Annotated in this window: 20 protein-coding genes and 1 riboswitch; of the genes, 5 read left to right on the forward strand and 15 right to left on the reverse strand. The window is 66.7% G+C overall.

What is annotated here, in order from left to right; translation table 11 throughout:
- Window positions 1-2: 2 nt before the first annotated feature.
- The 9 genes from PSEMAI1_RS0108635 to cbiB form a co-directional block, all read right to left on the reverse strand.
- Window positions 3-1,574, reverse strand: coding sequence for a precorrin-8X methylmutase (locus tag PSEMAI1_RS0108635; RefSeq protein WP_024302484.1), 1,572 nt, complete (start codon window positions 1,572-1,574; stop codon window positions 3-5).
- Entirely contained in the window at window positions 1,571-2,296 is a 726-nt protein-coding gene (locus PSEMAI1_RS0108640; RefSeq protein ID WP_369793194.1) for a cobalt-precorrin-7 (C(5))-methyltransferase, read from the reverse strand. Before PSEMAI1_RS0108640 ends, PSEMAI1_RS0108635 begins: the two co-directional genes overlap by 4 nt.
- Before the next feature lie 7 nt (window positions 2,297-2,303).
- The gene (locus tag PSEMAI1_RS0108645; protein WP_024302486.1) at window positions 2,304-4,265 is read right to left on the reverse strand and encodes a putative cobaltochelatase; all 1,962 of its coding nucleotides are present in this window, start codon (window positions 4,263-4,265) and stop codon (window positions 2,304-2,306) included.
- The gene (locus tag PSEMAI1_RS0108650; protein ID WP_024302487.1) at window positions 4,262-8,452 is read right to left on the reverse strand and encodes a cobaltochelatase subunit CobN; all 4,191 of its coding nucleotides are present in this window, start codon (window positions 8,450-8,452) and stop codon (window positions 4,262-4,264) included. The genes PSEMAI1_RS0108645 and PSEMAI1_RS0108650 overlap by 4 nt, the downstream gene beginning before the upstream one ends.
- Window positions 8,449-8,778, reverse strand: coding sequence for a ferredoxin (locus tag PSEMAI1_RS0108655; RefSeq protein ID WP_024302488.1), 330 nt, complete (start codon window positions 8,776-8,778; stop codon window positions 8,449-8,451). Before PSEMAI1_RS0108655 ends, PSEMAI1_RS0108650 begins: the two co-directional genes overlap by 4 nt.
- A 195-nt stretch (window positions 8,779-8,973) precedes the next feature.
- Window positions 8,974-9,140, reverse strand: a riboswitch (cobalamin riboswitch).
- A 317-nt stretch (window positions 9,141-9,457) separates the two neighbouring features.
- Entirely contained in the window at window positions 9,458-10,339 is an 882-nt protein-coding gene (locus tag PSEMAI1_RS0108660) for an ABC transporter substrate-binding protein (RefSeq protein WP_024302489.1), read from the reverse strand.
- An 84-nt stretch (window positions 10,340-10,423) separates the two neighbouring features.
- Entirely contained in the window at window positions 10,424-11,689 is a 1,266-nt protein-coding gene (locus PSEMAI1_RS0108665) for an MFS transporter (protein ID WP_024302490.1), read from the reverse strand.
- A gap of 16 nt (window positions 11,690-11,705) precedes the next feature.
- Window positions 11,706-12,695, reverse strand: a complete 990-nt coding sequence (gene cobD / locus PSEMAI1_RS0108670) for a threonine-phosphate decarboxylase CobD (protein ID WP_024302491.1) — start codon at window positions 12,693-12,695, stop codon at window positions 11,706-11,708.
- Window positions 12,688-13,626, reverse strand: coding sequence for an adenosylcobinamide-phosphate synthase CbiB (cbiB, locus tag PSEMAI1_RS0108675; protein WP_024302492.1), 939 nt, complete (start codon window positions 13,624-13,626; stop codon window positions 12,688-12,690). The genes cobD and cbiB overlap by 8 nt, the downstream gene beginning before the upstream one ends.
- 135 nt (window positions 13,627-13,761) lie before the next feature.
- On the opposite strand from cbiB, the gene PSEMAI1_RS0108680 reads away from it, so the two are divergent.
- Window positions 13,762-15,234: a cobyric acid synthase gene (locus PSEMAI1_RS0108680; protein WP_024302493.1), complete on the forward strand. Its 1,473-nt coding sequence runs from the start codon at window positions 13,762-13,764 to the stop codon at window positions 15,232-15,234.
- Window positions 15,235-15,312: 78 nt separating this feature from the next.
- Here the strand turns inward: PSEMAI1_RS0108680 and PSEMAI1_RS0108685 are convergent, their stop codons facing one another.
- Complete coding sequence (locus PSEMAI1_RS0108685) at window positions 15,313-15,825, reverse strand: hypothetical protein (protein WP_232219870.1); 513 nt, start codon at window positions 15,823-15,825, stop codon at window positions 15,313-15,315.
- A gap of 256 nt (window positions 15,826-16,081) precedes the next feature.
- On the opposite strand from PSEMAI1_RS0108685, the gene PSEMAI1_RS0108690 reads away from it, so the two are divergent.
- Window positions 16,082-16,294, forward strand: a complete 213-nt coding sequence (locus PSEMAI1_RS0108690) for a DUF3460 family protein (protein WP_024302495.1) — start codon at window positions 16,082-16,084, stop codon at window positions 16,292-16,294.
- 277 nt (window positions 16,295-16,571) lie between these two features.
- On the opposite strand, the gene PSEMAI1_RS0108695 is transcribed toward PSEMAI1_RS0108690, so the two are convergent.
- Window positions 16,572-17,303 carry an SDR family NAD(P)-dependent oxidoreductase gene (locus PSEMAI1_RS0108695; protein ID WP_024302496.1) on the reverse strand — a complete coding sequence of 244 codons (732 nt, stop codon included), beginning with the start codon at window positions 17,301-17,303 and terminating at the stop codon, window positions 16,572-16,574.
- 259 nt (window positions 17,304-17,562) lie between these two features.
- Here PSEMAI1_RS0108695 and PSEMAI1_RS0108700 point away from each other — a divergent pair, with 259 nt between their 5' ends.
- The gene (locus tag PSEMAI1_RS0108700; RefSeq protein WP_024302497.1) at window positions 17,563-19,221 is read left to right on the forward strand and encodes a thiamine pyrophosphate-binding protein; all 1,659 of its coding nucleotides are present in this window, start codon (window positions 17,563-17,565) and stop codon (window positions 19,219-19,221) included.
- Window positions 19,222-19,291: 70 nt separating this feature from the next.
- Here the strand turns inward: PSEMAI1_RS0108700 and PSEMAI1_RS0108705 are convergent, their stop codons facing one another.
- From PSEMAI1_RS0108705 to PSEMAI1_RS0108720, 4 genes are all read right to left on the reverse strand, one after another.
- On the reverse strand, window positions 19,292-19,975 hold the full coding sequence (locus PSEMAI1_RS0108705; RefSeq protein WP_024302498.1) for an MOSC domain-containing protein: 684 nt from the start codon (window positions 19,973-19,975) through the stop codon (window positions 19,292-19,294).
- Window positions 19,972-20,673: a glutamine amidotransferase gene (locus PSEMAI1_RS0108710; RefSeq protein ID WP_024302499.1), complete on the reverse strand. Its 702-nt coding sequence runs from the start codon at window positions 20,671-20,673 to the stop codon at window positions 19,972-19,974. Before PSEMAI1_RS0108710 ends, PSEMAI1_RS0108705 begins: the two co-directional genes overlap by 4 nt.
- 153 nt (window positions 20,674-20,826) lie before the next feature.
- Window positions 20,827-21,579, reverse strand: a complete 753-nt coding sequence (locus PSEMAI1_RS0108715) for a hypothetical protein (RefSeq protein WP_024302500.1) — start codon at window positions 21,577-21,579, stop codon at window positions 20,827-20,829.
- Window positions 21,580-21,707: 128 nt separating this feature from the next.
- Window positions 21,708-22,361, reverse strand: coding sequence for a MarR family winged helix-turn-helix transcriptional regulator (locus PSEMAI1_RS0108720; protein WP_024302501.1), 654 nt, complete (start codon window positions 22,359-22,361; stop codon window positions 21,708-21,710).
- Window positions 22,362-22,507: 146 nt separating this feature from the next.
- Between PSEMAI1_RS0108720 and PSEMAI1_RS0108725 the strand changes: the two genes are divergently transcribed.
- Both PSEMAI1_RS0108725 and PSEMAI1_RS0108730 read left to right on the forward strand, forming a co-directional pair.
- A complete protein-coding gene (locus PSEMAI1_RS0108725; RefSeq protein WP_029770573.1) occupies window positions 22,508-23,224 on the forward strand; it encodes an ABC transporter ATP-binding protein in 717 nt (238 codons plus the stop codon).
- 59 nt (window positions 23,225-23,283) lie between these two features.
- Complete coding sequence (locus PSEMAI1_RS0108730; RefSeq protein ID WP_024302503.1) at window positions 23,284-25,653, forward strand: ABC transporter permease; 2,370 nt, start codon at window positions 23,284-23,286, stop codon at window positions 25,651-25,653.
- The last annotated feature ends 6 nt before the right edge of the window (window positions 25,654-25,659 follow it).

Genomic DNA, 25,659 nt, shown 5'->3' on the forward strand with positions numbered 1-25,659 from the left:
GCTTACGCTCGTTGTTCCTGGTTCTGGCGCCCGACGTGCTCGATGGCCGAGATCATCAGCGCGTTGACCACGGTGGCTGCCCAGGGCGAACCGCCTCGCGTGCCTCGGTTGGTGATGCGCGGTACTTGCAACAGGCGGGCCAGTTCTTCCTTGCACTCGCGCGTGCCGACGAAGCCAACCGGCAGTCCGACCACCAGCTGCGGGCGCCAGCCGTGCTCGCGCACCAGCCGCACCACTTCCATGATTGCGGTCGGCGCATCGCCGATGGCGACGATCACGTCGTTGCCGAACTTCTGCCAGGCACGGCGGATGCCGGCGGCGGAGCGGGTGATGCCGTGCGTCTTGGCAAGCAGATGCGTCTCTTCGTCGTGCACGCCGCACCAGGTCTCGACGCCCAGCTGATCTAGCACCGCGCGCTTGAGGCCAGTCTGCACCATGGTGACGTCGGTCACCACGCGGCGGCAGCGCAAGAGCGCGCGCAGGCCGATCTCGGTGGCGCCGGGCGAAAAATACATATCATCCACGCTGCTGAAATCGCCCGAGGTGTGCACCAGGCGTTGCAGCACGGTGTGCAGCTCGGCCGGGATGGTCGACCAGTCGTAGCCGGCCTGGATGATGCGCATGCTCTCGGCTTCGATCGGGTGTGGTACGTAGGGCGGCCAGTTGTCGAGCGGCGCTGGCGCGGCGTCGGTGCGGCCTAAGAGCCCGCGCACCAAGCCGTGGTGGCCCTGTTGCGGGGTGCCGACCTGTTCCTCGAAGCCGACGATCTGCACGCGGTACTTGCACAGCGCGCAGTTCATCGTGGCACGGCCCTCGACCCCTTCCTGAGCGCGTTCGAGGAACACGTCGGCCACGTGCGGATGCACACCGAGGTAATCGGCCTTGAGCACCTCGATCTCCGGATGGCGCGCGGCCAGATCGTCCGCCGCGGCGTAGATGCGCTTGACCAGCACGCCGTCGAACAGGAAGTAGGGCAGCACCACGATGCGCTGGTAACCGAGCAAGGCGGCGGCCCGCAGGCCGTCGGCCACCAGCGGTTTGGCAGTGCCGGAATAGCAGACGAAGGAGGTGCCGAAGCCCATGCCTTCTTCCAGCATGCGCGTGAGCTTGGAAATCTCGGAGTTGGCGTCCGGGTCCGAGGTGCCGCGCCCGACCACCACCAGACAGGTGTCGGCGCGCGAGATGCTCTGGGCCGAACGGCCTTCGGCCTCGATGATGCGCTCGCGGCATAGCTGCAAGAGCTTGGGGTGCAGGTCCATCGCCGCGCCGAAATGGAAGTCGACGCCGGGGTGGGTACGCTGCAAGGCCAACAACTCGCTCGGCATGTCGTTCTTGGCGTGGGTGGCGGCGAGCAGCACGCCCGGCACCATCACCACCTTCTTGGCGCCGGCTTCGATCACCGCGTCGACGGCTTCGTCGATGGTCGGCGTGGCGAATTCCAGAAAGCCGTGCTTGACGGTGCGTCCACCGGCGCGCTCGCGCAAGAGCGCCACCAGCGCCATGAACTCGTTGACTCCGTCCGGGTCACGGCTGCCGTGGCCGGCCAGCACGATGGCGTAATCGTTGTCACTCATTTGTGGCTCGGCTCGATCTGGCTGTCCATGGGGGCGAGGGTGCGGATCAGCATGATGCTCATGTCGGAGAAGCGCTGGTCGACGCATTCGGCCAGGGTGCCGTGCCATTCGGCGTCGCCACGGGTGAGGTTTTCCCACACTTCCACCGGGTGTTCGGGCGGAATGCCGTTTTCCAGCAGGTAGGCGGCGATGTGCCAGGGCATGAAGGAGCGCGCCTCGTCCCAGGGGCAGGGGATGACGATGGCGTTGCGCTGGTCTTCGAGCGCGTGCACCAGGTGGCGCTTGAACGGGGTCAGGTCGCCGCGGCGGTGGAAGGTGATGAAGCTGGTTTCGTCGAAGCACACCTTGGCGCGCGAGGCCAGGATCTGCGCCGACGAGATGCCGGGGATGGTTTCCACCGGGTGGCCGCAGGCGCGCTCGACGCGTTCCAGGTATTGGAAACCGCTGAAGTGGATGTCGCCCATGAACACGACGACGCATTTCTTGCCGGCGTGATGGCGCTCGGCGACCACGTCGAGCTGGGCGACCTGGTCGCGGTAGCCCATCTGGATCACCTCGGCGGTGTCCGGGATCAGCGGGCGCACCACGTCGACCACGGCGTTGAAGCCGGCGACCACGTCGGCCTCGCGGATCAGTTGCGCCGAGCGTTGCGGCAGGTAGCCGATGTCGCCGGGGCCGGCGCCGATGCAGATAATCATGTGGTTTTCCTCGGTATTCAGTATCTCGTTCTCAGCCCAGCCGCTGCCGTATCGTCAGCGTCAGGCTTTCCGCCGACAGCGTGTCCATCGGCAGGTATTCGCCTTGCAGCGCGCTGGCCAGTTCGCGCGCACGGCCGAGGCGCACGTAGCCTTCCTCGGTGTCGAGCACCAGCGCCGGCGTACCTTGCCCGGCCAGGGCCTCGGCCAAGGCCAGCGCCTCTCGCCACGGGTCCTGGCGGGTGTCGAGCGCGATGTTGGCGCGCCCGTCGGAGAGCACCACCAACAGCGGCGTCAGGTTGTCCGCGCGGGTGTGTTGAGCCAGCGTTTCGGCGGTCAGTTGCAAGGCGTGCGCCAGCGGCGTGCGCCCGCCGGTCGGCAGTTCGGACAGGGCGCGTTCCGCCTGTTCGATCTGGCGCGTCGGCGGCAGCACCAGTTCGGCCTCGCTGCCGCGGAAGGCGATCACCGCCACCTGATCGCGGCGCTGATAGGCGTCTTGCAGCAGGCCCAGCACGCAGCCCTTGACCGCTTCCATGCGGCGCTTGGCCGCCATCGAGCCGGAGGCGTCGACCACCAGCAGGATCAGGTTGGCCTGTTTGCCGACGCGTACCTTGTCGTGCAGGTCGGCGCGGGTGACGGTGAAGTCGTTCGGGTTGCGCAGCAGTGCGCTCTTGAGGGTGGCGTCGAGCGCGAGCTGGCTCGGCGCCTCGCTCGGCACGGCGCGTAGGGTGTGGCCGTGGCGCGTGCCTTCGCTGCTGCTGCGGCGCCCGCTGGCCTCTGAGGCGTGCAGCGCCGCCACTTCGATGCGGCCGACGCTGGCGGGGGCGGAGGCGGCGAACAATTGTTCGGCGGCGCTGCCCGGCTGGGCGTTGTCGTCGGCCTCGCCGTCCGTTGGCTCGGCGTCGTTCGGCTGAGTATCGCCAGTGTCGCTGCCTGCGCTGTCCTGGCCCGAGGGCGGCTGAGCTGCGGGTGGCGGGGGCGGTGGTTCGGTGGCCTGCCGCGTCAGCTCGTCGAGCTTGTCGCGGTCGAGGCCGGATTGTTCGAACGGCTTCTTGCGGCGGCGGTGCGGCAGCACCAGTTCGGCGGCGTCGCGTACGTCTTCCGCCGTTACCTCGCGCCGGCCGTCGAGCGCGGCGAGCGCCCGCGCCGCCTTGTTGAGCATGATGTCGGCACGCAGGCTGGCCACCTCGAATTCGCAGCACAGTCGGCTGATGAAGTCGAACAGCGAATCGGGCATGACCACGGCGGCGAGGCCAGCCTGTGCGGCATGCAGGGTCTGGCGCAGCGCGACCGTGTCCGCAGCCCAGCGCCGGGTGAAGCCGGCCGGATCGGCCTCGAACGCCAGGCGGCGGCGCACCACCTCGGCGCGGGTGGCGGCGTCGCGCGGCGCGCTTACTTCCACCATCATGCCGAAGCGGTCAAGCAACTGCGGACGCAGCTCGCCTTCCTCCTGGTTCATCGTGCCAAGCAGCGTGATGCGCGCCGGGTGGCTCACCGACAGGCCTTCGCGCTGCACGGTGTTGACCCCCATGGCGGCCACGTCGAGCAGCACGTCGACCAGGTGGTCGGCGAGCAGGTTGATTTCGTCGATGTAGAGCAGGCCGCGATGCGCTGCCGCCAACAGGCCTGGCTTGAATGCCTGCTGGCCGTGCTTGAGCGCCTTCTCGAAATCCAGGCTGCCCAGCACGCGGTCTTCGGTGGCGCCCAGCGGCAGATTGATAAAGGGCACGGGCGCCGCTTCAGCCGACGTTTCAGGATCCTGGCAGGTCGGGCATTCGGCCAGCGGCGCATCAGGCGCGCAGTTGAAGCCGCAGCCGGTGGTGCGTGCGATCGGCGGCAGCACCTCGGCCAAGCCGCGTGCGGCAGTACTCTTGGCGGTGCCCTTGTCGCCGCGGATCAGCACGCCGCCCATGCTGGGGTCGACCGCGCACAGCAGGAGCGCACGCTTGAGCTGCTCCTGGCCGACGATGGCGACGAAGGGGTAGTGGTGTTTCATCGTTTCGGGTTCTCCCCGCGTTCTTCCAGCATCGCTTCGCTTTGCAGGTGCAGGTCGCGCAGCGCGGCCAGGGTGTCCGGATTCGGCTCTTCCCACAACCGGCGCTGGGCCGCTTCTAAGAGGCGCTCGGTGATGGCGTTGAGCGCCCACGGGTTGCTCTCGGCGAAGAATTCCTGCATCTGGGCGTCGAGCGCGTAGGTTTCGGCCAACTGCTCGTACACCCAATCGTCCACCACGTGGGCGGTGGCGTCGTAGCCGAACAGGTAGTCGACCGTGGCTGTCAGTTCCAGCCCGCCTTTATAACCGTGTTTTTGGATGCTGGCGATCCACTTGGGGTTGGCCACGCGCGAGCGGAACACGCGCAGCACCTCCTCCTTCAACCCGCGCACCGCCGGGTTGTCCGGGTTGTGGCTGTCGCCGAAGTAGTGGCGCGGCTGGCGTCCGGTGAGGCTGCGGATGGTGGCGATCATGCCGCCGTGGTACTGCAGGTAGTCGTCGCTGTCGAAGATGTCGTGTTCGCGGTTGTCCTGGTTGTGCAGCGCCACCTCGACGCCGGACAGCCGATGCCGGAAATCGGCGCGCGCGTCGGTGCCGTTGTCGCGCTGGCCGTAGGCGTAGCCGCCCCAGTTGATGTAGGCGGTGGCGAAATCGGCGTCGGTTTCCCAGTTCTGCTCGTTGATGAGCGGCAGGATGCCGGCGCCGTAGGTGCCGGGCTTGGAGCCGAACACGCGGTAGAGCGCGCGCTGGCTTGCGCTGTCGGACGGCAGGCCCCGGAACAGGTCGTGAGTCAGGTCGGCCAGGTAGTGCTTGCGCACGAAGTTCTGCTCGACCGGCTCATCCAGCCGCGCCACGGTGTGCACCGCCTCGTCGACCAGGTGGATCAGGTGCGGGAAGGCGTCGCGGAAGAAGCCACTGATGCGTACCGTGACGTCGATGCGCGGGCGGCCAAGATCTTCAAGCGGGATCACCTCGATGCCGGCCACTCGACGGCTCTCGACCTGCCACTTGGGACGCACGCCGAGCAGCGCCAGGATTTCGGCGATGTCGTCGCCGTGGGTGCGCATCGCGCTGGTGCCCCAGACGCTGATGCTGACGGTCTCGGGGAGATGCCCGGTTTCCTTGCGGTGGCGCGCCAGGACTTCGTTTGCCAGTTCGGTGCCGATGCGCCAGGCGGCCTGCGAGGGCAGGCTGCGCGGGTCGACCGAGTAGAAGTTGCGCCCGGTCGGCAGCACGTGTGCCATGCCGCGTGTCGGCGCGCCGCTCGGGCCCGCCGGCACGTAGCCGCCGGCGAGACCGTGCAGCAGGTTGTCGATCTCTTCCGAGGTGCGGGCGAGGTTGGGTACCAGCTCGCGGCAGACGTAGGCCAGGGTGCGGCGCAGGCTTTCGGGGGCTTCGCTGCCCGGCAGCGCCTGTGCCAGCGCGCCGTCGATGGCCGCGGCATCGAAGCCGTGCTCGGCCAAGGCGGCGACCAGCGCACGGCCCAGCGCGGCAATTTCGTCGAGCGCATCGGCGCGCGTCACCAGCGGTTTGTCGGCCAGCGCTTGCAGACGCGGCGGCACGGCGGCGAGCCGCTTGCCCTTGTCGTCCTGCAGTCCATTCCAGTCCACGTCCAGCGCTTCGGCCACGCTCGCGGGCAGGCTTGGAATTGCCAGGTTGGGCAGGCGCACCATCGCGCACACCATGTCCACTAGAGCCGCGTCTTGCGGCACCTTGCCGAGGATGTGCAGGCCGTCGCGGATCTGCGCCGCGCCCAACTCGCACAGGTAGCCGTCGATGTCCTCGATCAGGTGGGCGACGTCGACGCCTTCCATCTTGGCCAGGGTCAGTGGCACGCCGTCCTCGTTCAGCGTGGCGTCCCACTCGTGGTGGTGATCATGGTCGTGATCGTGGTGGTGGTGCCCATGGCCGTGATGATCGTGGTCATGATGGCCATGGTGATGATGGTCATGACCGTGGTGGTGATCGTGCCCGTGTCCATGTCCATGGCTGTGCGGCTTGGCGACGCTCGGACGGTACTTGCTACCGACGTTCGCTGTAGCGCCGGCCTGCTTCATGGCGGGCTTGGCCGGTTGCAGGCGGTACTTGCCGGCTACAGTGCTGCCAGACTCGTGACCATGGCCGTGCTCGCCATGGTGGTGATGTCCATGGCCGTGATGGTGATGCGTGTGTTCTTCCTCGTGCTCATGATCATGGTGATGTTCGTGATCATGATCGTGGGCGTGGCCCAGCATCGCCGCCAGATCGGTATCGAGCTTGGCTTCCTTGATCAGGTCCCAGATCTGTTGCTGCAACAGCGGCAGCTTGGCCGGGTCCAGCATCTCGACCTGGTAGTACTCGTCCACCAACTGCGTCAGCTGCGCCAAGGGCCCATAGGTGTCGGCGGTGGTCATCGGCGGGGTGAGGTGGTCGATGATCACCGAATGCGCGCGGCGCTTGGCCTGCGAGCCTTCGCCCGGGTCGTTGAGGATGAACGGGTAGAACATCGGCAGATCGCCCAGCAGCGCATCCGGGAAGCAGTTTTCCGAGACGCCCACGCCCTTGCCCGGCAGCCATTCCAGCGTGCCGTGCTTGCCGACGTGGACGATGGCGTCGGCTTTCCAGTCGTCGCGCAGCCAGCAATAGAGCGCGTAGTAGTGGTGGGTCGGCGGCAGGTCCGGGGTGTGGTAGATCGCGTCCGGGTCCATGCCGTAGCCGCGCGGCGGCTGCAGCGCGACGAAGGCGTTGCCGAACTCCAGCCCGGCGAACACCAGTTTGCCCTCGTGCACGTAGGCGCTGCCCGGCGCCTCGCCCCAGCGTTCCAGCATCTTCTGCCGCAGCAGATCGGGCAACTGGCCGAACCACTCGGCGTAGCGCGCCGCCGGCACGCTGGCGATGGCTTTGCTTAATTGATCCGCCGTCAGGTAGTCCTCGTCGTAGGCGCCACGGTCGATCAGTTCGTGGATCAGCGCGTCACTCGATTCCGGTAGGTCGGGCAGGTGGTAGCCCTGCTCGCGCATGGCGTGCAAGAGCGCGAACAGCGAGGCCGGCGAATCCAGCCCCACGGCGTTGCCGATCTGCGAAGCCTTGCTGTTGGAATTGGTGAAGATGAAGGCGATGCGCTTCTTCTCGGCCGGAATGCGGCGCAACGCCACCTGGCGCGCGGCGATGCCGGCGACACGGCGCACCCGGTCGGCCAGCGGCGCGTAGTGGGTCTCGTCCTGCTCGTGCTTGAACGACATCGGCACGCTGACGATGCGGCCGTCGAACTCCGGCAGCGCCACGTTCATCGCGGTGTCGAGCGGGTTCAGCCCACGCTCGGAGGTCTCCCACTGCTGCTGCGTCATGCTGCTGGTGATGGCCTGGATCACCGGGATGTCGAGCCGCTCGAAGGCCGCCACCGACCAACCGGCGGCGGTGGGGCCGTCGGCGTTGACGTCGCCCATGGCGAAGGACGTAGTGTTGATCAACGTATCAATCTGCCCGGCGTCGCAGAAGAACTGCAGCGCGGCCGGCATACCCGTCTCGTCGAGCGTGCGCAGCGACGCGGTGTACACCGGCAGCGCGTTGAGCTGCCGCTCGGCCAGCATGTCGACCAGCATGTCGATGAAGCGGGTGTTGCCGCTCATCCAGTGCGCGCGGTAGAAGGTGATGCCGACCGTCGGCCAGTCCGGGTGGCGGATCGCCGCCCAGTCGTCGAGCGTGGCGAGCCCCGACAGCTCCGGATGGTAGATGCCGTGTTCGGGCAGCGGGGTGGGCGGCTGGTAGCCAAAGCCGCTCATCAGCAGCCGGTCGGACAGGCAGCGCAGTAGTTGCTCCATATTGCCGCTGCCGCCCGCCTGCAGGTAGGCGGTGACCTCGTGCTGCAGCGCCGGCGGCACCGACGATAGGGCCGCAAGCTCCGGGTCCGGCTCGCCGGTACCGCTGACCACGATCAGCGCGCGCTCGTGGGCCTTGGCGTCCTTCACCAGCTCCTCGAAGCCGGGGATGGTCTGGGCGCGGCCCAGCACCCGCACCACCACGATGCGTGCGGTGGCGACCGGGCCCGCCAGCAGCGCGGCCATGCGCTCGGCGCTGTCCACCGTCTGCAGGTTGACGCCGGCCACCGACACGAAGCCCCCCGGTAATTCGGATTCGGCGCGATGCAGTGCGGTCAGGTCGGTGCCGGCGTGGGTCAGCAGCACGATGCCGCCGTGGGACAGGGCGCTCATGGCTGCTCTCCTTGTTCGACGTCGCCGATGCCCAGGCGGTGGAAAATCAGCTCTTCGACCGGGCAGTCGCCCGCCAGGTGTTCATGGACGATGCGCTGGATCGCCGCCGCGTCGACCTTGCGATACCACACGCCTTCGGGGTAGACCGCGAGGATAGGCCCTTCCTTGCACACGGCGAAGCAATGGGACCGGGTACGCTTGACGCGCAGGCCCTCGCAGGCGTCGATGGCCTGACCCAGCACCTTGAACATGGCTTCGGCCTCGACGCCGTTCTCGGTGCAGCGCGGACCGGTGCACATCAACACGTGCTTGTAGTGGGTTCTCATGCCGGCATCCTCGCCAGGAGCGTGGCGGCGGTAGGAAAAACGCGCTGACGGGCAGCGCGGTGGTTCTGAATTCGTGGTAGCGGCGACGCCATGGTAATGCCCTCGGTGAATACGCATCGCCGCGAGCGAGGGCATGAGCGGCCGCCATCGGGGGCACTCGCGCGATCCCCCGGTGCACCCCGCCCGGTTTCTGCTTGCGACGACAAAAGGGACGGCCGGTCTCCTGGCTTGCGCGTCATCGCCTGGCGCCGCCTTCCCGGAATGTTTTTCCAGTGGCCTCGGGCGCCGACTCGTCGCTTACAGTTGCGGGGGCAGCCGCGGTATCGCACCACGTTCCCGTCACCGTCACTTAGAGCCTGTTCAAGGTCTTTTTACGGCTGCGGCCAGGTACTGCCGGATGCAGCGCTAGAAGAGAGTCCCGCCGCAGTGCATTCACTGCCAGGGACGAACGACAACGCGATGCGCCGGCAGTACCCGGCCCCGGAGGGCTGGCCCGGCAAACGACCAGCTGCGGTGTTGGACGACTTGACCTTAGAATGACTAAGGTCTGCATCGTCCGCCTAGCATCTGGCCATTTGCCGGGTCAGCGCAGTCGAAAAAAGACCTTGAACAGGCTCTTCGGGGCAGGATGATACGTGAGGGCGGCGGGCTTGTGAACAAACGCGGCGATACCATCCGGCTATTTGCCGCGCGGAGAGGATGCCGCCGGGCATTGGCCTGGCTTGAACCACAGCTCCTTGCGGGCGAGCGGGGTTTGCGGCGGCAGTATCGGATTGTTCAGCTCGATGACGGTACGTTGCTCGAGCCGGGCCTGTTCGATGAACCCGGCGTAGTGCCGGCAGAACAGCCGGTCGAAGCTGCCGTCGGCGATGGCGCGTTCCAGCCCGCGCTCGATCGTCGCGGCGAGCGCGGTGTCGCGCCGGTTGACGAAAAAATAGAACGCCGTGGGGTAGCGGATCACCAAGTGCTGATCGATCACGATGCCATCGGCGCGATGGCGCTCGGCTTCGGCCCGGATCTCGATGAGGGAGCGGGGGAAGTAATCGAACCGCTTCAGCACCAGCATGCGGAACAGATTCTCGTACTGGGGAACGCCGACCACCTTCAGGCCGTTGCCGCGCAAGATCTCGGTATCGGGCCAGTCGTGCCCCTGGCCGGCGATGAAGTGGCGCAAGTCCTGGACGGTACGCACGCCGGCGAGCAGATCGGCCCGGTCTGCACGCACCAGCGGCAGGCGCCATCCGATCAGCCCCTTGTTGATGGGGATGCGGATCGGCCGCAACGCTGCCTCGCGCTCGATGGAGGTCATGCTCCAGGCCACGCGCACGGTGCTGCCGCGGCCGAGCTCGTTCAGGGCGCGGCCCTGCTGCATCCATTCCTCCGACGCGCGTAGCTGATGCTTCGCGCCGGCCTTGGCGAAAGCCAGCCGCAGCAGGGTGAGGGGATAGTCGGCGCGCGCATCGCCGACCGCCTCTGGCCGGGGATAGACGATCACCTCGGCCTGCGCGAGTGCGCTGGCGCCGATCAGGCAGAGCGAGGCGAGCACGACAGGCAGGACCATCGACGGACTCCTGGGCTAGTAATAGTTACAGCTAAGCCGATGAGGTGAGGGCAGGCAAGCGGAGGTCAGCATCCGAGGCCGCTCTCAGGCGGACTTCGCCCGTGTTTCCCGCATGCGCACCGCCGCGATCGCCCCGGACAAAAACGTCAGCCCGGCCACCAGCCACATCGCGCTGGCCACGCCGAACAGATCGGCCACCACCCCGGACAGCAGCGCGCCGATGGCGTAGCCCAGGTCGCGCCACAGGCGGTACACCCCCACCGCCGAGGCCCGCCAGCCCGGATGCGCCACGTCGCCGATGGCTGCCAGCAGGGTCGGGTAGACCATCGCCGTGCCGATGCCGAGCAGGACCGCCCCGACGAGAAAGCCGGAAAATCGCGTACCGACAGTGGTCAGCGCGATGCCTGCCGCTTGCAACCACATGCCGGCAACGATCAGCCCCTTGCGGCCGATGCGGTCCGACAAGATGCCGGTAGCGAGCTGGCAGACGCCCCACACGGCGGGGTAGATGGCGGCCAGCCAGCCGATCTGCGTCAGGCTCATGCCGGCGGCGGCAAAGACCAGGGGGAACAAGCCCCAGGCCATGCCGTCGTTGAGGTTGTTGACGAGACCGGCCTGGCTGATGGAGGACAGGTTACGGTCGTGCCAGCTGGTTTGCCCAAAAACCGTGCGTGGCGACGGCAGCTCGCTGGTCTCGCCCGTCTGCTGCAACGAGGCCTCATGCCGGGCATGCGCCTGCGTCTCGCGCACCGCCAGGACGGACAGCAGGAGGCCTGCCAGCACAAAGACCACCCCCAGGTAGAACGGCTGCGGACGCAGCCCGTAGCGGGCGGAAACCCAGCCGGTCGCCAACGCCGCCGCGCCGACGGCGAAATAGCCGGCGAACTCGTTGAGGCCCATCGCCAGGCCCCGGTTGCGCGGACCGGCCAGGTCGATCTTCATGATGACCGTGGTGGACCAGGTCAGGCCCTGGCTGATGCCGAGGAACAGGTTGGCCAGCAGCACCCAGTTCCACGACGGCGCCCACATCAGCAGAAACGGTACCGGCGTGGCGATCAGCCAGCCGGCGACGAGTATCGTCTTGCGGCCGTACACGTCGGCATAGCGGCCGGCGAGATAGTTGGTGAGCGCCTTGGAAACGCCGAACACCACGATGAAGGCGAGGATGGCGGTATGCGCCGCCAAGTGGAATTCCCGCTCGGCGATGGCGGGCAGGATGGAACGCTCCATGCCCACCATGGCGCCGACGAAGGCATTGACCACGACCAGCAGGCTGAATTGGGCGAGGTTTGCCCTCAGGCCGAGCCGGATCTCGTGGGGCAGCGTTTTGGAGCCGGGTAGGGTGTCCACTCTGTGGGTATACCTCCTATCGAGGTATACACCATGCACTCAATGCCGCTTCGAGGCGTTGCCAGTCGGTCTCGCTGGCCGGCAAGCCGAAGCGGACGCTGCCGCTCTCGGGGAAATGACGGATCAGGATGCTGTGGCGGGCCAGGAAATCGTACAGGGCCGTGGCGGCAGGGTGGGCCAGCCACTGGAACAGCGCGCTACCGCCGCTGGGGGTAAGCCCGTGTGCGTCCAGCAGCTGGGCGAGACGCGAGCTGTCGGCGGCCAGCCGCTCGCGCATGTGCGCCTGCCAGCCCCGGTCCTGCAAGGCCAGTCGCACCGCCACACGCGCCGGGCCGCTCACCGTCCACGGCCCGAGTTCCTCCCGCAGCCGCGCCAGCAATTCGGGCCAGGCGAACACGAAACCGGCACGTGCGCCGGCCAGGCCGAAGAACTTGCCGATCGAGCGCAGCACCACCAGCCCCGGCGTGCCGATGCGGGGCAACATGCTCTGCGCCGGCGTGCAGTCCATGAAAGCCTCGTCCACCACCAGCCAGCCGCCGCGCACTGCCAGCCGGGCGCGCCAGGCGTCCAGTTGTTCCGGTGTGGCCTGCCAGCCGGTCGGGTTGTTGGGATTGCAGACCAAGAGCACGTCGAGTGTGTCGAGCGCCTCGTCTATCCGTTCCGGCGCCAGGCGCTCCACCTGATGGCCGTGCCGCGCCCAGGCGTGTGGATGCTCGGCATAAGTGGCCGCCAGCATGCCGACCTGACAAGCCGGGCGCAACAGCGGCAGCGCCTGGATCGCCGGCTGAGAGCCCGCTACCGGCAGCAGGGCATCGCAGCCGTAATACTCGGCCGCGGCAGCTTCCAATCCATCCGCCGTCTCCGGCAGCCGCTGCCAGGCGCGCGCCGGAATCTCCGGCACCGGCCAGCCGTGCGGGTTGAGCCCGGTGGACAGGTCGAGCCAGTCCTGTACCGGAATGCCGTAGCGCCGCGCCGCCGCCAGGATGCCGCCGCCGTGATCAAGCATTAAAGCCTCCCGTCACCAGCGCCAGCATGAGGCCGATGCCGACCCACAGCCACACGCCGCGGTTCACCAGGCGGATGGCGCGGCGGATGTCGGTGCTGTCCGGAGCACGCTCCAGGCCCAGCGCCGGGCGCTCCTTGAGCTCGCCGTGATAGCGGGCCGCGCCGCCCAGCGCCACGCCCAGCGCCCCGGCGCCGGCCGCCATCACCGGGCCGGCGTTGGGGCTGTACCAGGTCGGCGCCTGCGCGCGCCAGCACGCCCAGCCGGCACGGCGGTCGCCCAGTGCGATGTAGGTCAATGCGGTCAGCCGTGCCGGGATGAAGTTCAGCACGTCGTCGAAACGCGCCGCCGCCCAGCCGAAATGCAGGTAGCGCTCGTTCTTGTAGCCCCACATCGCGTCCAGCGTGTTGGCGAGCCGGTACAGCACGGCACCGGGCGCGCCGAACAGCAGGAACCAGAACAGCGCGGCGAAGATCGCGTCGCTGCCGTTCTCCAGCACCGATTCGATGGTGGCGCGGGCCACGTCCTGCTCGGAAAGCTGGGACGTGTCGCGGCTCACGATCATGCCGACGCGCTGGCGTGCCAGCGGCAGGTCGTGCCGCTCCAGCGCCTCGACCACCGCCTCGGCGTGCTGGGTCAGGCTCTTGGCGCCGATGGCGAGGTAGAGCAGTACCACGCTATAGAACACGCCGATGAAGGGCAGCCACTCCAGCAGGGCCGCGAGCAGGGCAAACGGAATCAGGAGCAACGCGATGCCGATCGCGCCGCGCAGACGCATGCGCTGCACGGTTTCTTGTTCCGGGGCGGCAGGGTAGAGCCGGCGTTCAAGCCAGCGCACCAGCTTGCCGAAGCCAACTAACGGGTGCCAGCGCGGCGGTTCGCCGAAGAGTTTGTCGAGCAGGACAGCGAGCAGCAGAAAAACGGGGGATATCACGACATGCGCCTATATAATGACCGACTTTGCCAGTCGATGACGCCGCGCTGATACAGGCGAGACATCGACCACAACCAATAAGAAAGCCGTCATTCTAGGGCCGTCGCCGGAAAAATGCGCGCCCGGAGTCAAACCATGCCAGCCAACACCATCATGATCCAGGGCACCACCTCGGACGCCGGCAAGAGCACGCTGGCCACCGGGCTGTGCCGCCTGCTGGCGCGCCGCGGCGTGCGCACCGCCCCCTTCAAGCCGCAGAACATGGCGCTCAACAGTGCCGTCACCGTCGACGGCGGCGAGATCGGCCGCTCGCAGGCGGTGCAGGCGCAAGCCTGCGGCGTCGAGCCTTACACCGACATGAACCCGATCCTGCTCAAGCCCAACAGCAACGTCGGTTCCCAGGTCATCGTGCAGGGCCGGGCGATCGGCAACATGGAGGCCAGCGTCTACCACCGCTACAAGCCCGAGGCGATGAAGGCGGTGCTGCAATCGCACCGGCGCCTTTCCGAACAGTACGACTGCATCGTGGTGGAAGGGGCGGGCAGCCCGGCGGAAATCAACCTGCGCGAGGGCGACATCGCCAACATGGGCTTTGCCGAAGCGGTGGACTGCCCGGTGATTCTGGTGGCCGACATCGACCGCGGCGGCGTGTTCGCGCACCTGGTCGGCACGCTGGCGCTGCTATCGCCCTCGGAACAACGCCGCGTGGTCGGCTTCGTCATCAACCGTTTCCGCGGCGACGTCGCGCTGCTGCAGCCGGGACTCGACTGGCTCGAACAGTACACCGGCAAGCCGGTGCTGGGGGTGTTGCCATATCTCTCCGGCCTGCACATCGAAGCCGAAGACAGCCTCACCCGCCAGAACGCCACGGGTGGCTCGCACGCCGCCGAACGCCTGCGCGTGGTGGCGCCGGTGTTTCCGCGCCTGAGCAACCACACCGATTTCGACCCGCTGCGGCTGCATCCGCAGGTCGAACTGACCCTGGTCGGGGCCGGTCAACCGATTCCGCCTGCCGACCTGATCGTGCTGCCCGGCAGCAAGAACACTCGCAACGATCTCGCCTGGTTGCGCGCCAACGGCTGGGAGGCGGTAATCCGCCGCCACCTGCGCCTGGGTGGCAAGCTGATCGGCATTTGCGGCGGATTTCAGATGTTGGGACGCGAATTGCACGACCCGCTCGGGCTGGAAAGCGAGGCCGGCAGCACCCCGGGGCTCAATCTCTTCGACATGGAAACCACGCTGATGGAACACAAACGGCTGGAACGGGTGGAAGGGAGGCTCAGTGTGGCCGACGCTGCGGTCAGCGGCTACGAGATCCACATGGGCGTCACCAGCGGCCCGGCGCTGGCCCGGCCGGCGGTAAAACTGGCCGAAGGCAACGACGGTGCGCTGTCGGACGACGGCCAGATTCTCGGCACCTATCTGCACGGCCTGTTCGACCATGCCGACGCCTGTCGTGCGCTACTGGCCTGGGCCGGGCTGGAAGAACCGGCGCCGCTCGATTACCGCGCCCTGCGCGAGCAGCACATCGACCGCCTGGCCGATTCGCTGGAGCAGCACTTGCGCCTCGATCGCCTGGCGGTATGGCTGCCGGTGCTGCAACGCTAATTCGCTCTTACGCCCGGTCTTGGTCGAAGAAGCGGACATGAGAAAGCCCGGGTCGCCCCGGGCTTGGTGTTTATGCCCTCAGCGGGCCATTTCCGACATGTCTTTGTCGGGTTCTCTACGCTCCAGCTTCAGATAGGCATCCGCTGCCACGATACCGAAGATCACATGGGCGAGCAGTGTCGTCCACCCGCGAGCCTCGGCGAACCACGGGAAGAACTGGGTCATGCCGTAAAAATCGACGAAGTAGACCACGAGACCGTACACGGCTCCGACTACCGAGGCCATGCCCCAGCTCGAGTCGAAGTGGAACGGCGCCATGATCAGACCCAAGATCAACCCCATGCCGATAGCTAGCGCAAAGTGCACGATCAAGGCGACCACCACGATGCCGATATCGAACATCTCAGGCGATCCTAGTGCCGAACTACCCATGACAATAGCGGCGATCATGTGTGTCGGCGCCCACGCGCTACCCCCCATCATTACTGCGGCCAGCATATCAAGAAGCAGGAACACCACCCCCGCTAGCACCCCGGCTATCGCCGCGGCACGCCAGTCGGGCAGCCGATGTGTCAGCTGATGCGAATGCATGTGAAGATCCATCATCAACTCCTTTCAGCGCTTTGTCGAAAGGGACGCACTCCGCGCCATTGATTAGACCCTGCGGTGACGGGAAAGTGCGATTCCTAAGCCCCTTTTCAGAGTTTTTTTATTGTAGAACAAAAGGTTGTGGTGGATATGTCGGCGCCTTCGCGCTATTTTGTCGGGAACAAGCCCGACAAGACCGCTCTCTAAGTTTATGGCGGTTTTCTCACGCCAATGGAAGTTCGAGAAGGGAGGTGAAGCGATGATCGCCCCACGGGAAAAATACCGGGTGGGCCATTCCGGCTATGTGTCGCCGTTCACCGAGTTCATGGACAGCTTCCTGGCCGAGCACCCGGAAGTGGTCGAGGACCAGCGTCGTGGCTGGTATCTGTTCTGGGACCACAAGGCCGACTTCGAGGAAATGAAAGAAAGCAGCAAGGATAGCGTGCCGGTCAAAGGGTACGACTATTTCTAAGTTCCAAGCGCGTCCCCCGCTCGGGTGGCGGTGCCGAGTTGCACGCACGGCGACACGGTCACCCTTCGAGGCGGGGGATGCGCCTTTTTCATTCTAGTGGTCAGAACGCGTTTGCAATAGTTTCAACCAATGTGCTGTCACGACAATTGGTCACATGCCGGATGGAAGATATGGCCTTGGCGGTTCCACGGCCATACCTGCCTGCGCACTGCTGGTGCCCGGTCTTTCCGGGCATTCACTCTTCGCACCGCGACACGAGCAAGGTGGTGATCCCGTTTTAGAACGGCTCCGTCCAGGGCCGCAAGTCCAGTTCGTGCGTCCAGGCACTGCGCGGCTGGCGGAACAACTGGTAGTAAGCCTCGGCGATGGCTGCCGGGTCGAGCATGTCGTCGGGGTGCGGCGGCGTGCCGAGCTCCCCCGGTGACTGTGGTCGGATGTGGCCGTCGAGCACCACGTGCGCGACGTGGATGCCCTTGGGCTGCAATTCGCGCGCCATGCTCTGCGCCAGCGCGCGCAGGCCGAACTTGCCCACCGCCAGGTTATGGAAGCCCGCGCTGCCGCGCAGGCTGGCCGTCGCACCCGTGAACAGGATGGTGCCGCCGGGGCCGCCCTGCTCGATGCGCCCCAGCATGCCGCGCGCGGCAGCGCGGCCCACCAGAAAGCCGCCGAGACAACCCACCCGCCAGCAGCGCTCGAACTCCTCGCGGCTGGTTTCGAGAAGGCCTGCCGGCGCGAAACGCCCGGCGTTGTACACCACCACGTCCGGCTCGCCCAGATCGCTGCGGATGTTCTGGAACAGCGCCTCGACCGCCGCCTCGTCGGTGGCGTCGCAGGCGTAGGCCCGGCCGGCGTGGTGCACGCCGGTGCAATCGGCCGCCAGTCCCTCCAGCTTCTTCACGTCACGCGCCACCAGGGCGACGTGCATCTCCGCATGCGCGAAACGTTGTGCCAGCGCGCAGCCGAGTCCGGGCCCGACGCCGACGATAACCGCAATCTTGCCAGTATCCATGGTGCACTCCTGCCAGTCGCTGCTTTCATCTTAGAACCTGAATCTTAGAACCTCCCTTGGATCTTGCTGCGCGGCTGCCGAGTTGATGAGTTTTCGGAATGAGATAAGCAAAATGCATCGCTTGAGCACTCCACCGGGAAGGCAGAGACTGAGCACCGGGTTCGCTCGCTCACACCATTCCACCCCGGCGAACGAGAACCGGCCGCGACATCGATGCCGTGGCCGGGAGGCGTTTCATAGAAGATTGGAGAGGGTTGTCATGCAGGACATCAAGGCGCCGCGCAACGGCGGACGGATTCTGGTCGAGTCACTGGTCAAGAACGGTGTGGACGCCGTGTATTGCGTCCCCGGAGAGAGCTACCTGCCGGTGCTCGACGCGCTGCGCGACGAGCCGACGGTGCATACCATCGTCACCCGCCACGAGGGTGCGGCGTCGTACATGGCCGATGCCTACGGCAAGCTCACCGGTCGTCCCGGCATCTGCTTCGTCACCCGCGGACCGGGTGCCACCCACGCCAGCAACGGCGTACACACCGCCATGCAGGATTCCACGCCGATGATCCTGTTCATCGGCCAGGTCGAGCGCGGCTTTCTCGGCCGTGAAGCCTTCCAGGAAGTCGATTACGTCAAGATGTTCGGCGGGCTCGCCAAGTGGGCGACGCAGATCGACAGCCTCGAACGCATCCCCGAAGTGGTGGCGCGCGCCTTCAGCGTGGCCATGTCCGGCCGTCCCGGCCCGGTGGTGGTAGCGCTGCCGGATGACATCCTGTTCGGCCAGGGCGTGGCCGGGCCGGCCGTGGCGGCGCAACCGGTGCAGGCCGCCCCGGCGCCATCCGACATGGCCGAACTGCGCCGCCTACTGGCCGCTGCCCAGCGTCCCTTGCTGATCGTCGGCGGCAGCGGTTGGGATGCCGACGCCTGCCAGGCGCTGAGTCGTTTCGCCACCGCCAATGCGCTGCCGGTGGCCACCGCCTTCCGCCGCCAGGACCTGTTCGACAACGCCGACCCGCACTACGCCGGCCACCTCGGCTTCGGCCTGTCGCCGCAACTGGCCGAGCGGGTGCGCGGCGCCGACCTGATCCTCGCCATCGGCACCCGGCTGGGCGAAGTCTCCAGCAACGGCTACACCCTGATCGCCAACCCGCAGCCGGCCCAGACCCTGATCCACGTCCACGCCTCCCCCGAAGAACTGGGCCGCGTCTACCATGCGCATCTGCCGATCAACGCCGGCATGCGGGCCTTTGCCACGGCGCTTGCCGAACTGGCACCCGTCGACGGCACATCGTGGCGGCAATGGACGCACGACGCCCACGCCGAATACCTCGCCTTCAGCACCCCGCCGGCCGCCTCCCCGGAGCACGCTGGTGTCGACATGGGCAAGGTGATGACGCATCTGCGCGAAGTGTTGCCGGAAGACGCCATCGTCAGCAACGGCGCCGGCAACTACGCCGTCTGGGTACACCGCTTCTACCGCTACCGCCGGCCCGCCACCGAACTCGCGCCGACCAACGGCGCCATGGGCTACGGCCTGCCGGCGGCGATCGCCGCCAAGCTGCGCTACCCCGAGCGCCAGGTGGTGTGCTTCGCCGGCGACGGCTGCTTCATGATGTATCCGCAGGAACTCGCCACGGCGCGGCAGTTCGGCGCGGCGGTGGTGGTGATCGTGGTCAACAACGGCATGTACGGCACCATCCGCATGCACCAGGAACGCGAATACCCGGCACGGCCCTTCGCCACCGATCTGCTCAACCCGGACTTCGTCGCGCTGGCGCACGCCTGCGGCGCCCATGCCGAACTGGTGGAACGCAGCGAAGACTTCCCGGCGGCATTCGCCCGAGCGACCCAGGCCGGTCGACCCGCACTGATCGAGCTCAAGGTCGACCCGCGCCAGATCACGCCGCAGGCACGGCTGGCCTGATCGGATTCGATTCGTCGCCGGAGAGGGGCTTGGGGCGATGCCGGGTAGCAAGCCGGCATCGCCCTGGCCATCAGCCCTCCAGCCGCTTCGACCAATCCTCCACGGCCCCGGTCTCGATACGGCGCCGGAAGGTGCGCTTCCAGCTCTCGGCCAGCGGCGCCAGCTCCGCCGCCGCCGCCCACGCAGCGGCGAGACCCGGATCGCGCCGGAACAACAAGCCCATCACCCGGCTCAAGGGCCAGTCCGGCTCGGGCCGGTCGACGAGGACCAGCTCATCGCCCCCGGTCACGAAACCGGGCTTCAGCACGCGGTAATACCAGCCGGTCTTGCCCATGTCCTGCATCAGCCGCGCCGCTCCCTTGTGCCCCAGGCGCGCATTCAGCTTCCAGCACGGCTGGCGCCCCTGCGACACCTGCACCACCGCCTCGCCCAGCTCGAACACGTCGCCCACGCAGACGTGCTCCTCGGTCAGGCCGGTGGTCGACAGGTTCTCGCCGAAAGCGCCGGGCGAGTCCAGCAAGGGCAGGGGGCCGAGATACTCGCGCCAGTGGCGGTAATGCTCTCGCGGGTAGTGGTGAACGGCCTTCTCAGGACCGCCATGTACCCGCCGGTCCGCCTGCTCGTCCCCCGCCAAGCCCTCGGTCGACAGCCACAGCGGCGTGGCGACCGGCGTCTTGTGGATGCCGCTCAGATGAGGCGTCTCCGCCAACGGTGCAGCCTGGCCGACCAGCACTGCCTCCAGCTTCACCCTCATCTCGCCACCTTCAGTTGTTGCAGCCAGGCGTTCAGCATCTCGCTGCCGGCCCGAGCCGCTTCGTCAGCTAAGCGGTGGCTGGCGGCGCGTAATTCGGCAACCGACAAACCTGTCTGGTGCAACTCGCCGCTATGCCCGATCAGCCACGTTTCGATCCGGCGGCCGTCGACCTCGGGGTGGAACTGGAGAGCCAAGGCGTGATTGCCGGAGGCGAAAGCCTGATGCGGTGTCAGCTCGGTGGATGCCAGCCATTCGGCGCCTGCCGGCAAATCGAAAGTGTCACCATGCCAGTGCAGCACCGGCGCCCCCTGCAAGGCCGACAGGCAGGAGCGTGTGCCGGCGGGGGTCAGCGTCACCGCGCTCCAGCCGATTTCCTTGGCCTTGCCCGGATAGACCCTGGCCCCGAGCGCCGTGGCCATGATCTGTGCGCCCAGGCAGAGGCCCAGCGTGGGCAGCCCCAGCGCCAGGCGTCTCGCCACGCCCTCGATCTCCTCGTCCAACCAGGGATAATCGGCTCGTTCGTAGACGCCGATCGGGCCGCCCAGCACTACCACCAGATCGCTGGCCAGCCAATCGTCGTCGGTCATGCGGTCGATACCCGCCTGCCGGTACTCGATCCCGTACCCGTGCTGTTTCAATACGGTGTCGAAGATGCCCAGATCCTCGAATGCCAGGTGGCGCAAAGCCAAGCATTTCATGCAGATACCTCCCTTTGATAAAGCACAAATCGGTTGTTTTCGTGTCATTCCCACCGTCGACCGGCAGCCCGGCCCAGGCATGTGCCCGGCCGCCCGGTAGGCCATGGCATGGCCGGGGCACGGCGCGGTCCTTGCCATGCCCCGCCGCTTGTCTTATCGGTTCACCTTGCCCGGCAGCGACAGATCGCCCGAAGCCACCTTGAACACCTTCGCTACGCACAACAAGGGGTTGTGCATGCTCGCGTTCACGCGCAAGGCGGCGGCGACGCCGTCGAAACCGGCGGCATTCACCACGCCGATATCGTCGAACGGCACGCGAACCTCTAGGTTATGTCGTTTGAATGAAGGGTGCCAGCCCGGACTGTCGATCAGGATAGGCAAGCCAGGCCAGGTCTTCGGTAAGCGCGGCTTGCTGCCCTCGGCAATGTCCACCACTTTGAGGGCATCCTGGCCGCAGACCGCGTCCGGCTGCAGCACGACCCAGTGCGAATGCCAGACGTTGCCGTCGTTCCTGGGGTTGCCGTCGCCGTTCTCGTCGAACCACGGCGTATCGTCGAAATCCGGATGGGCCGTCACGGCAAAGGCCAGGGTGCCGCTCTTGGGCTCGAAACCGACTGCCGACGGGTCCATCGTGGTCGGCCACACGTAGGAAAACACTTGGCTGCCGGCGAGCTTGCCTGTCTTGGAGGGCCTGCTGATGCCGGCCTTGCCCGAAACGGTGATGCGGAAGATGGCCGTATTGCCCTCGGTGGAGAGCGTGGTGCGGACGATGTCGAACGGTGCCGCGACGGCCTTGTGCGGTTTGCTCGGGATGCCGCCGGCATCGTTCTGGGCCTGGGCCAGGGAGGCTGGAACGGCCGTGGCCAGCGCCACGGCAATGGCTAGGGGTGAAAGTGCGTGCTTCATCTTCTTTCCTTTGTAGTGGTTGGGACGATGAACTGTCCTGCCGGCCCAGGCGATGCCTTGCCATGGCGGCCGGTTTAGGGCAATAAAAATAGGAGTCCTAACTATTAAATTCAAAAAAAGAACTACTCTCAGGGCTCTTCGATCTGTCTCCAGTTACGGTTGGCGGCACCGGGGTCGGCAGGCACGTGCTCCGGGCAATCCAGGCGCAGCAAGGCCGCGGGCAGGGGAGCGTTCACCAGCTGGCAGTGGTGTGGCGCCTCCGTATCCTGATGGACGTGCGCCACGAAATGCTTGCACGTCAGGCAAGCGCGGATCTCCGGGAAACGGTGAGCCTGCTGGAGCCTGCCGATCAGCGCTAGCAGCGAGCCGTACAAAGCCTCCTGCGTCGCACCCGGCAGGCCGTCCACCGCTTCGTAGGCGAAGCCCAGTGCGCCGGCGATGCGGTCCGCCAGTTCCCGGCCAGGGGCAGTCAGGCGCAAGGCCACGGCACGGCCGTCATCGGGCGCTCGCCCTTTCTCGACCAGGCCCTTCGCCGTCAGCGCGGCGATGGAGTCACTGGCGCTCGCCACCGTCACCCCCAGTTGCTGGGCGATCCACGACACGCGCACGCCTTCCTGGCGCGCCGCCAGCATCTCCACGATCTCGACCTGGGTCGGATTCAGCCCCTCGGACGTGGCGAACTGCCACGTGCCCGCGCGCAGCACGGCGGCGATACGCGAGATGGCGCTCACGATGCGCTCGCTGGTAGGGGGCGTGCTGGTCCACGCAGAAGACGTATCCATGACGCCACTATTGTCAGTGCCACGCATTTTGTCAAGGACTCCTAATGATTTGCATCGGGCAGGCTGTCGGACGGAGCGGCCTTGCCCGGCAGCGGGCGTGGTTATCGACTACTCTCCGAGTACAGCCCCTTGGCATGCGCGCCGTTATGACAGATCACAAGGAATGTGTTTTCCATGCCACCGGCCTCACCAAGATCTATCGCATGGGCGAGGTCGAAGTGCCGGCCCTGCGTGGCATCGACCTCGAACTCTACGCCGGCGAGCTGGTAGTGCTGCTGGGCCCCTCCGGCAGCGGCAAATCCACCCTGCTCAACATCCTGGGCGGCCTCGACGCCCCCACCAGCGGCGAGGTCTATTACCTCGACCACAAGCTTACCGGCGCCACCGAAACCGACCTCACGCGCTTTCGCCGGGAACACGTCGGCTTTGTGTTTCAGTTTTATAACCTGATACCCAGTCTCACCGCGCGCGAGAACGTCGCGGCGGTGACGGAAATCTCCGTGTCCCCGATGCCGCCGGAAGACGCCTTACGGCTGGTTGGGCTGGGCGAGCGACTGGACCACTTCCCGGCCCAGCTCTCCGGCGGCGAGCAACAGCGGGTCGCCATCGCCCGTGCCATCGCCAAGAACCCCGCGGTGCTGCTGTGCGACGAGCCGACCGGCGCGCTCGACTCCGCCACCGGCGTGGTGGTGCTCGAAGCGCTGGAGAAGGTGAACCGCGAACTCGGCACCCTGACCGTGCTGATCACCCACAACATGGGGATCGCCGCCATGGCCGACCGGGTCATTCGCCTGTCCGATGGGCATATCGCCAACATCCGCATCAACCCGTCGAAATGTTCGGCCCGGGAGTTGAGCTGGTGAGGCCGCCGCTGTCATATGCCTGCCCGGCGGACGCGGCGGAAGTGAGCTGAGGCCTCGCGATGCGCGCCCTCGACCGCAAGCTTTTCCGGGACTTCTGGCACATGCGAGGCCAGGTGGTGGCCATCGTGGCGGTGATCATGGGCGGCGTGGCCACGCTGGTGATGTCGCTGTCGACCTATGATTCGCTGGCGCTCACCCGCGATCTTTTTTACCGCGACTACCGTTTCGCGGAAGTGTTCGTCAATCTCAAGCGCGCGCCGGGACCAGTGGCCGAACGCTTGCGCGACATACCCGGTGTGGATCGGCTGGAAACGCGCGTCGTCGCGGGAGTGAAGCTGGAGGTGCGCGGCTTCTCCGACCCCATCACCGGCCTGCTGCTGTCGGTGCCGGACAGCGGCGAGCCGCGGCTCAATGGACTGCACCTCAAGCGCGGGCGCATGGTGGAGCCTTTCAGCGCGGACGAGGTGGTGCTCTCCGACACCTTCGCCGACGCCCACCGCCTGGAACCCGGCGACAAGCTCGCGGCCATCATCAACGGCAATCGCAAGGCGCTCAGCGTCGTCGGCGTGGCGGTGTCGCCGGAATATGTCTACCAGATCGCGCCCGGCGCCATGTTCCCGGACTTCAAGCGCTATGGCGTGGTATGGATGGGGCGCCATGCGCTCGCCGCCGCCTACGACATGGAAGGCGCCTTCAACAACGTCTCGGTGACGCTGGCGCGCGGCGCCCACGTGCAGGACGTCATCGACCGCCTTGATGCGATTCTGGGCGTCTATGGCGGCAGGGGCGCCTATGCGCGCAAGGACCAGTTCTCCAACCGCTTCCTGTCCGAAGAGCTCAAGCAATTGCGCACCACCGCCACCATCTTTCCCGCCATCTTCCTCGGCGTGGCGGCATTTCTGCTGAACGTGGTGCTGAGCCGGCTGATTGCCCTGCAGCGGGAAGAGATCGCCATTCTCAAGGCTTTCGGCTATGAACATGGCGCCATCGGCTGGCACTACGTGAAGTTCGTGGCGCTGGTCGTCGTGCTCGGCGTGGCGGCCGGGACGGCGCTGGGGGCCTGGTTTGGCAAGGGGCTCTCCGATGTCTACATGGAGACCACCTTCCGCTTTCCCTATCTCGACTATCAACTGAGCCCCGGCACCGTGCTCATCGCGCTGGCCGTCAGCGCGCTGGCCGCCGTGAGCGGTACGCTGTTCTCGGTGTTTCGCGCCGTCCGGCTGGCGCCCGCGGAAGGCATGCGCCCGGAAACGCCGGCCGTCTACCGGGTCACCATCCTCGAACGCATCGGGCTGCAGCGCTGGTTGGCCATGCCCTCGCGCATGATCCTGCGCAATATCGAGCGGCGGCCGATCAAATCCTTGTTCACCGTGCTGGGCATCGCCTGCGCCTGTGGTCTGATGATGGTGGGCAATTACCAGAAGGGCGCCATCGACTTCATGGTCGACATCCAGTTTCGCCAGGCGGCGCGCGAAGACCTCGCCATCACCTTCATCGAACCCACCTCGGGCAAGGCGCTGCACGAGTTGGCGGCGCTGCCGGGGGTGAGCTACGTCGAGGGCTTCCGCGACGTGGCGGCGATACTCCGCTTTCGCAACTACCGCTACCGCTCCGCCATCTACGGCATCCAGCCGGCGGGCCAGTTGCACCGCGCGCTCGATCGCCAGCTCGCTCCGATACAGGTGCCGGCGGGCGGCGTGGTGCTCACCGACCACCTTGCCAACAACATCCTGCACGTCAAGCCCGGTGACATGCTGACCATCGAAACGCTGGAGGGCAAGCGCCAGGTCTTCCAGGTGCCGGTGCTGGGCATTACCCGGCAGTTCCTGGGGGTGTCAGCCTACATGCAGCAAGAGTCGCTGAATGCACTGCTGCGCGAAGGCAACGTCCTGTCGGGGGCGTACCTGGAAATCGAGCCTGGGGCGGAGCAGGACGTCTACGCCAGGCTGCAGGGCCGGCCGCGCGTGCTGGGCATGGTGGCCAACGCCGCGGCCATTCGCAGTTTCTACGCCACCATCGGCGAGTTCGTGTTGTTCTACAACATGGTGGCTACGTTGCTGGCCGGCGCCATCGGCTTTGGCGTCGTCTACAACAGCGCACGCATCGCCTTGTCGGAACGGGGGCGTGACCTCGCCAGCCTGCGCGTGCTGGGTTTCACCCACGGTGAGATCGCCTATATCCTGCTGGGAGAGTTCACCGTGCTGACGCTCGCCGCCATCCCGGTGGGAATGCTGGTGGGCGTGGGACTGGTCGCCATCCTGGTGCAGGCGTTCAAGAACGACCTGTACCGCCTGCCGCTGGTGCTGGCGCCGGCCAACTACGCCCTGGGGGCCGCCGTGGCCATCGCCTCGGCCCTGATTTCCGGTCTGCTGATCTGGCGCAAGCTTGGACGGCTCGACCTGGTGGCGGTACTCAAAACTCGAGAATAGAAACGA

This window comes from Pseudogulbenkiania sp. MAI-1, assembly GCF_000527175.1.
GTDB lineage: Bacteria > Pseudomonadota > Gammaproteobacteria > Burkholderiales > Chromobacteriaceae > Pseudogulbenkiania.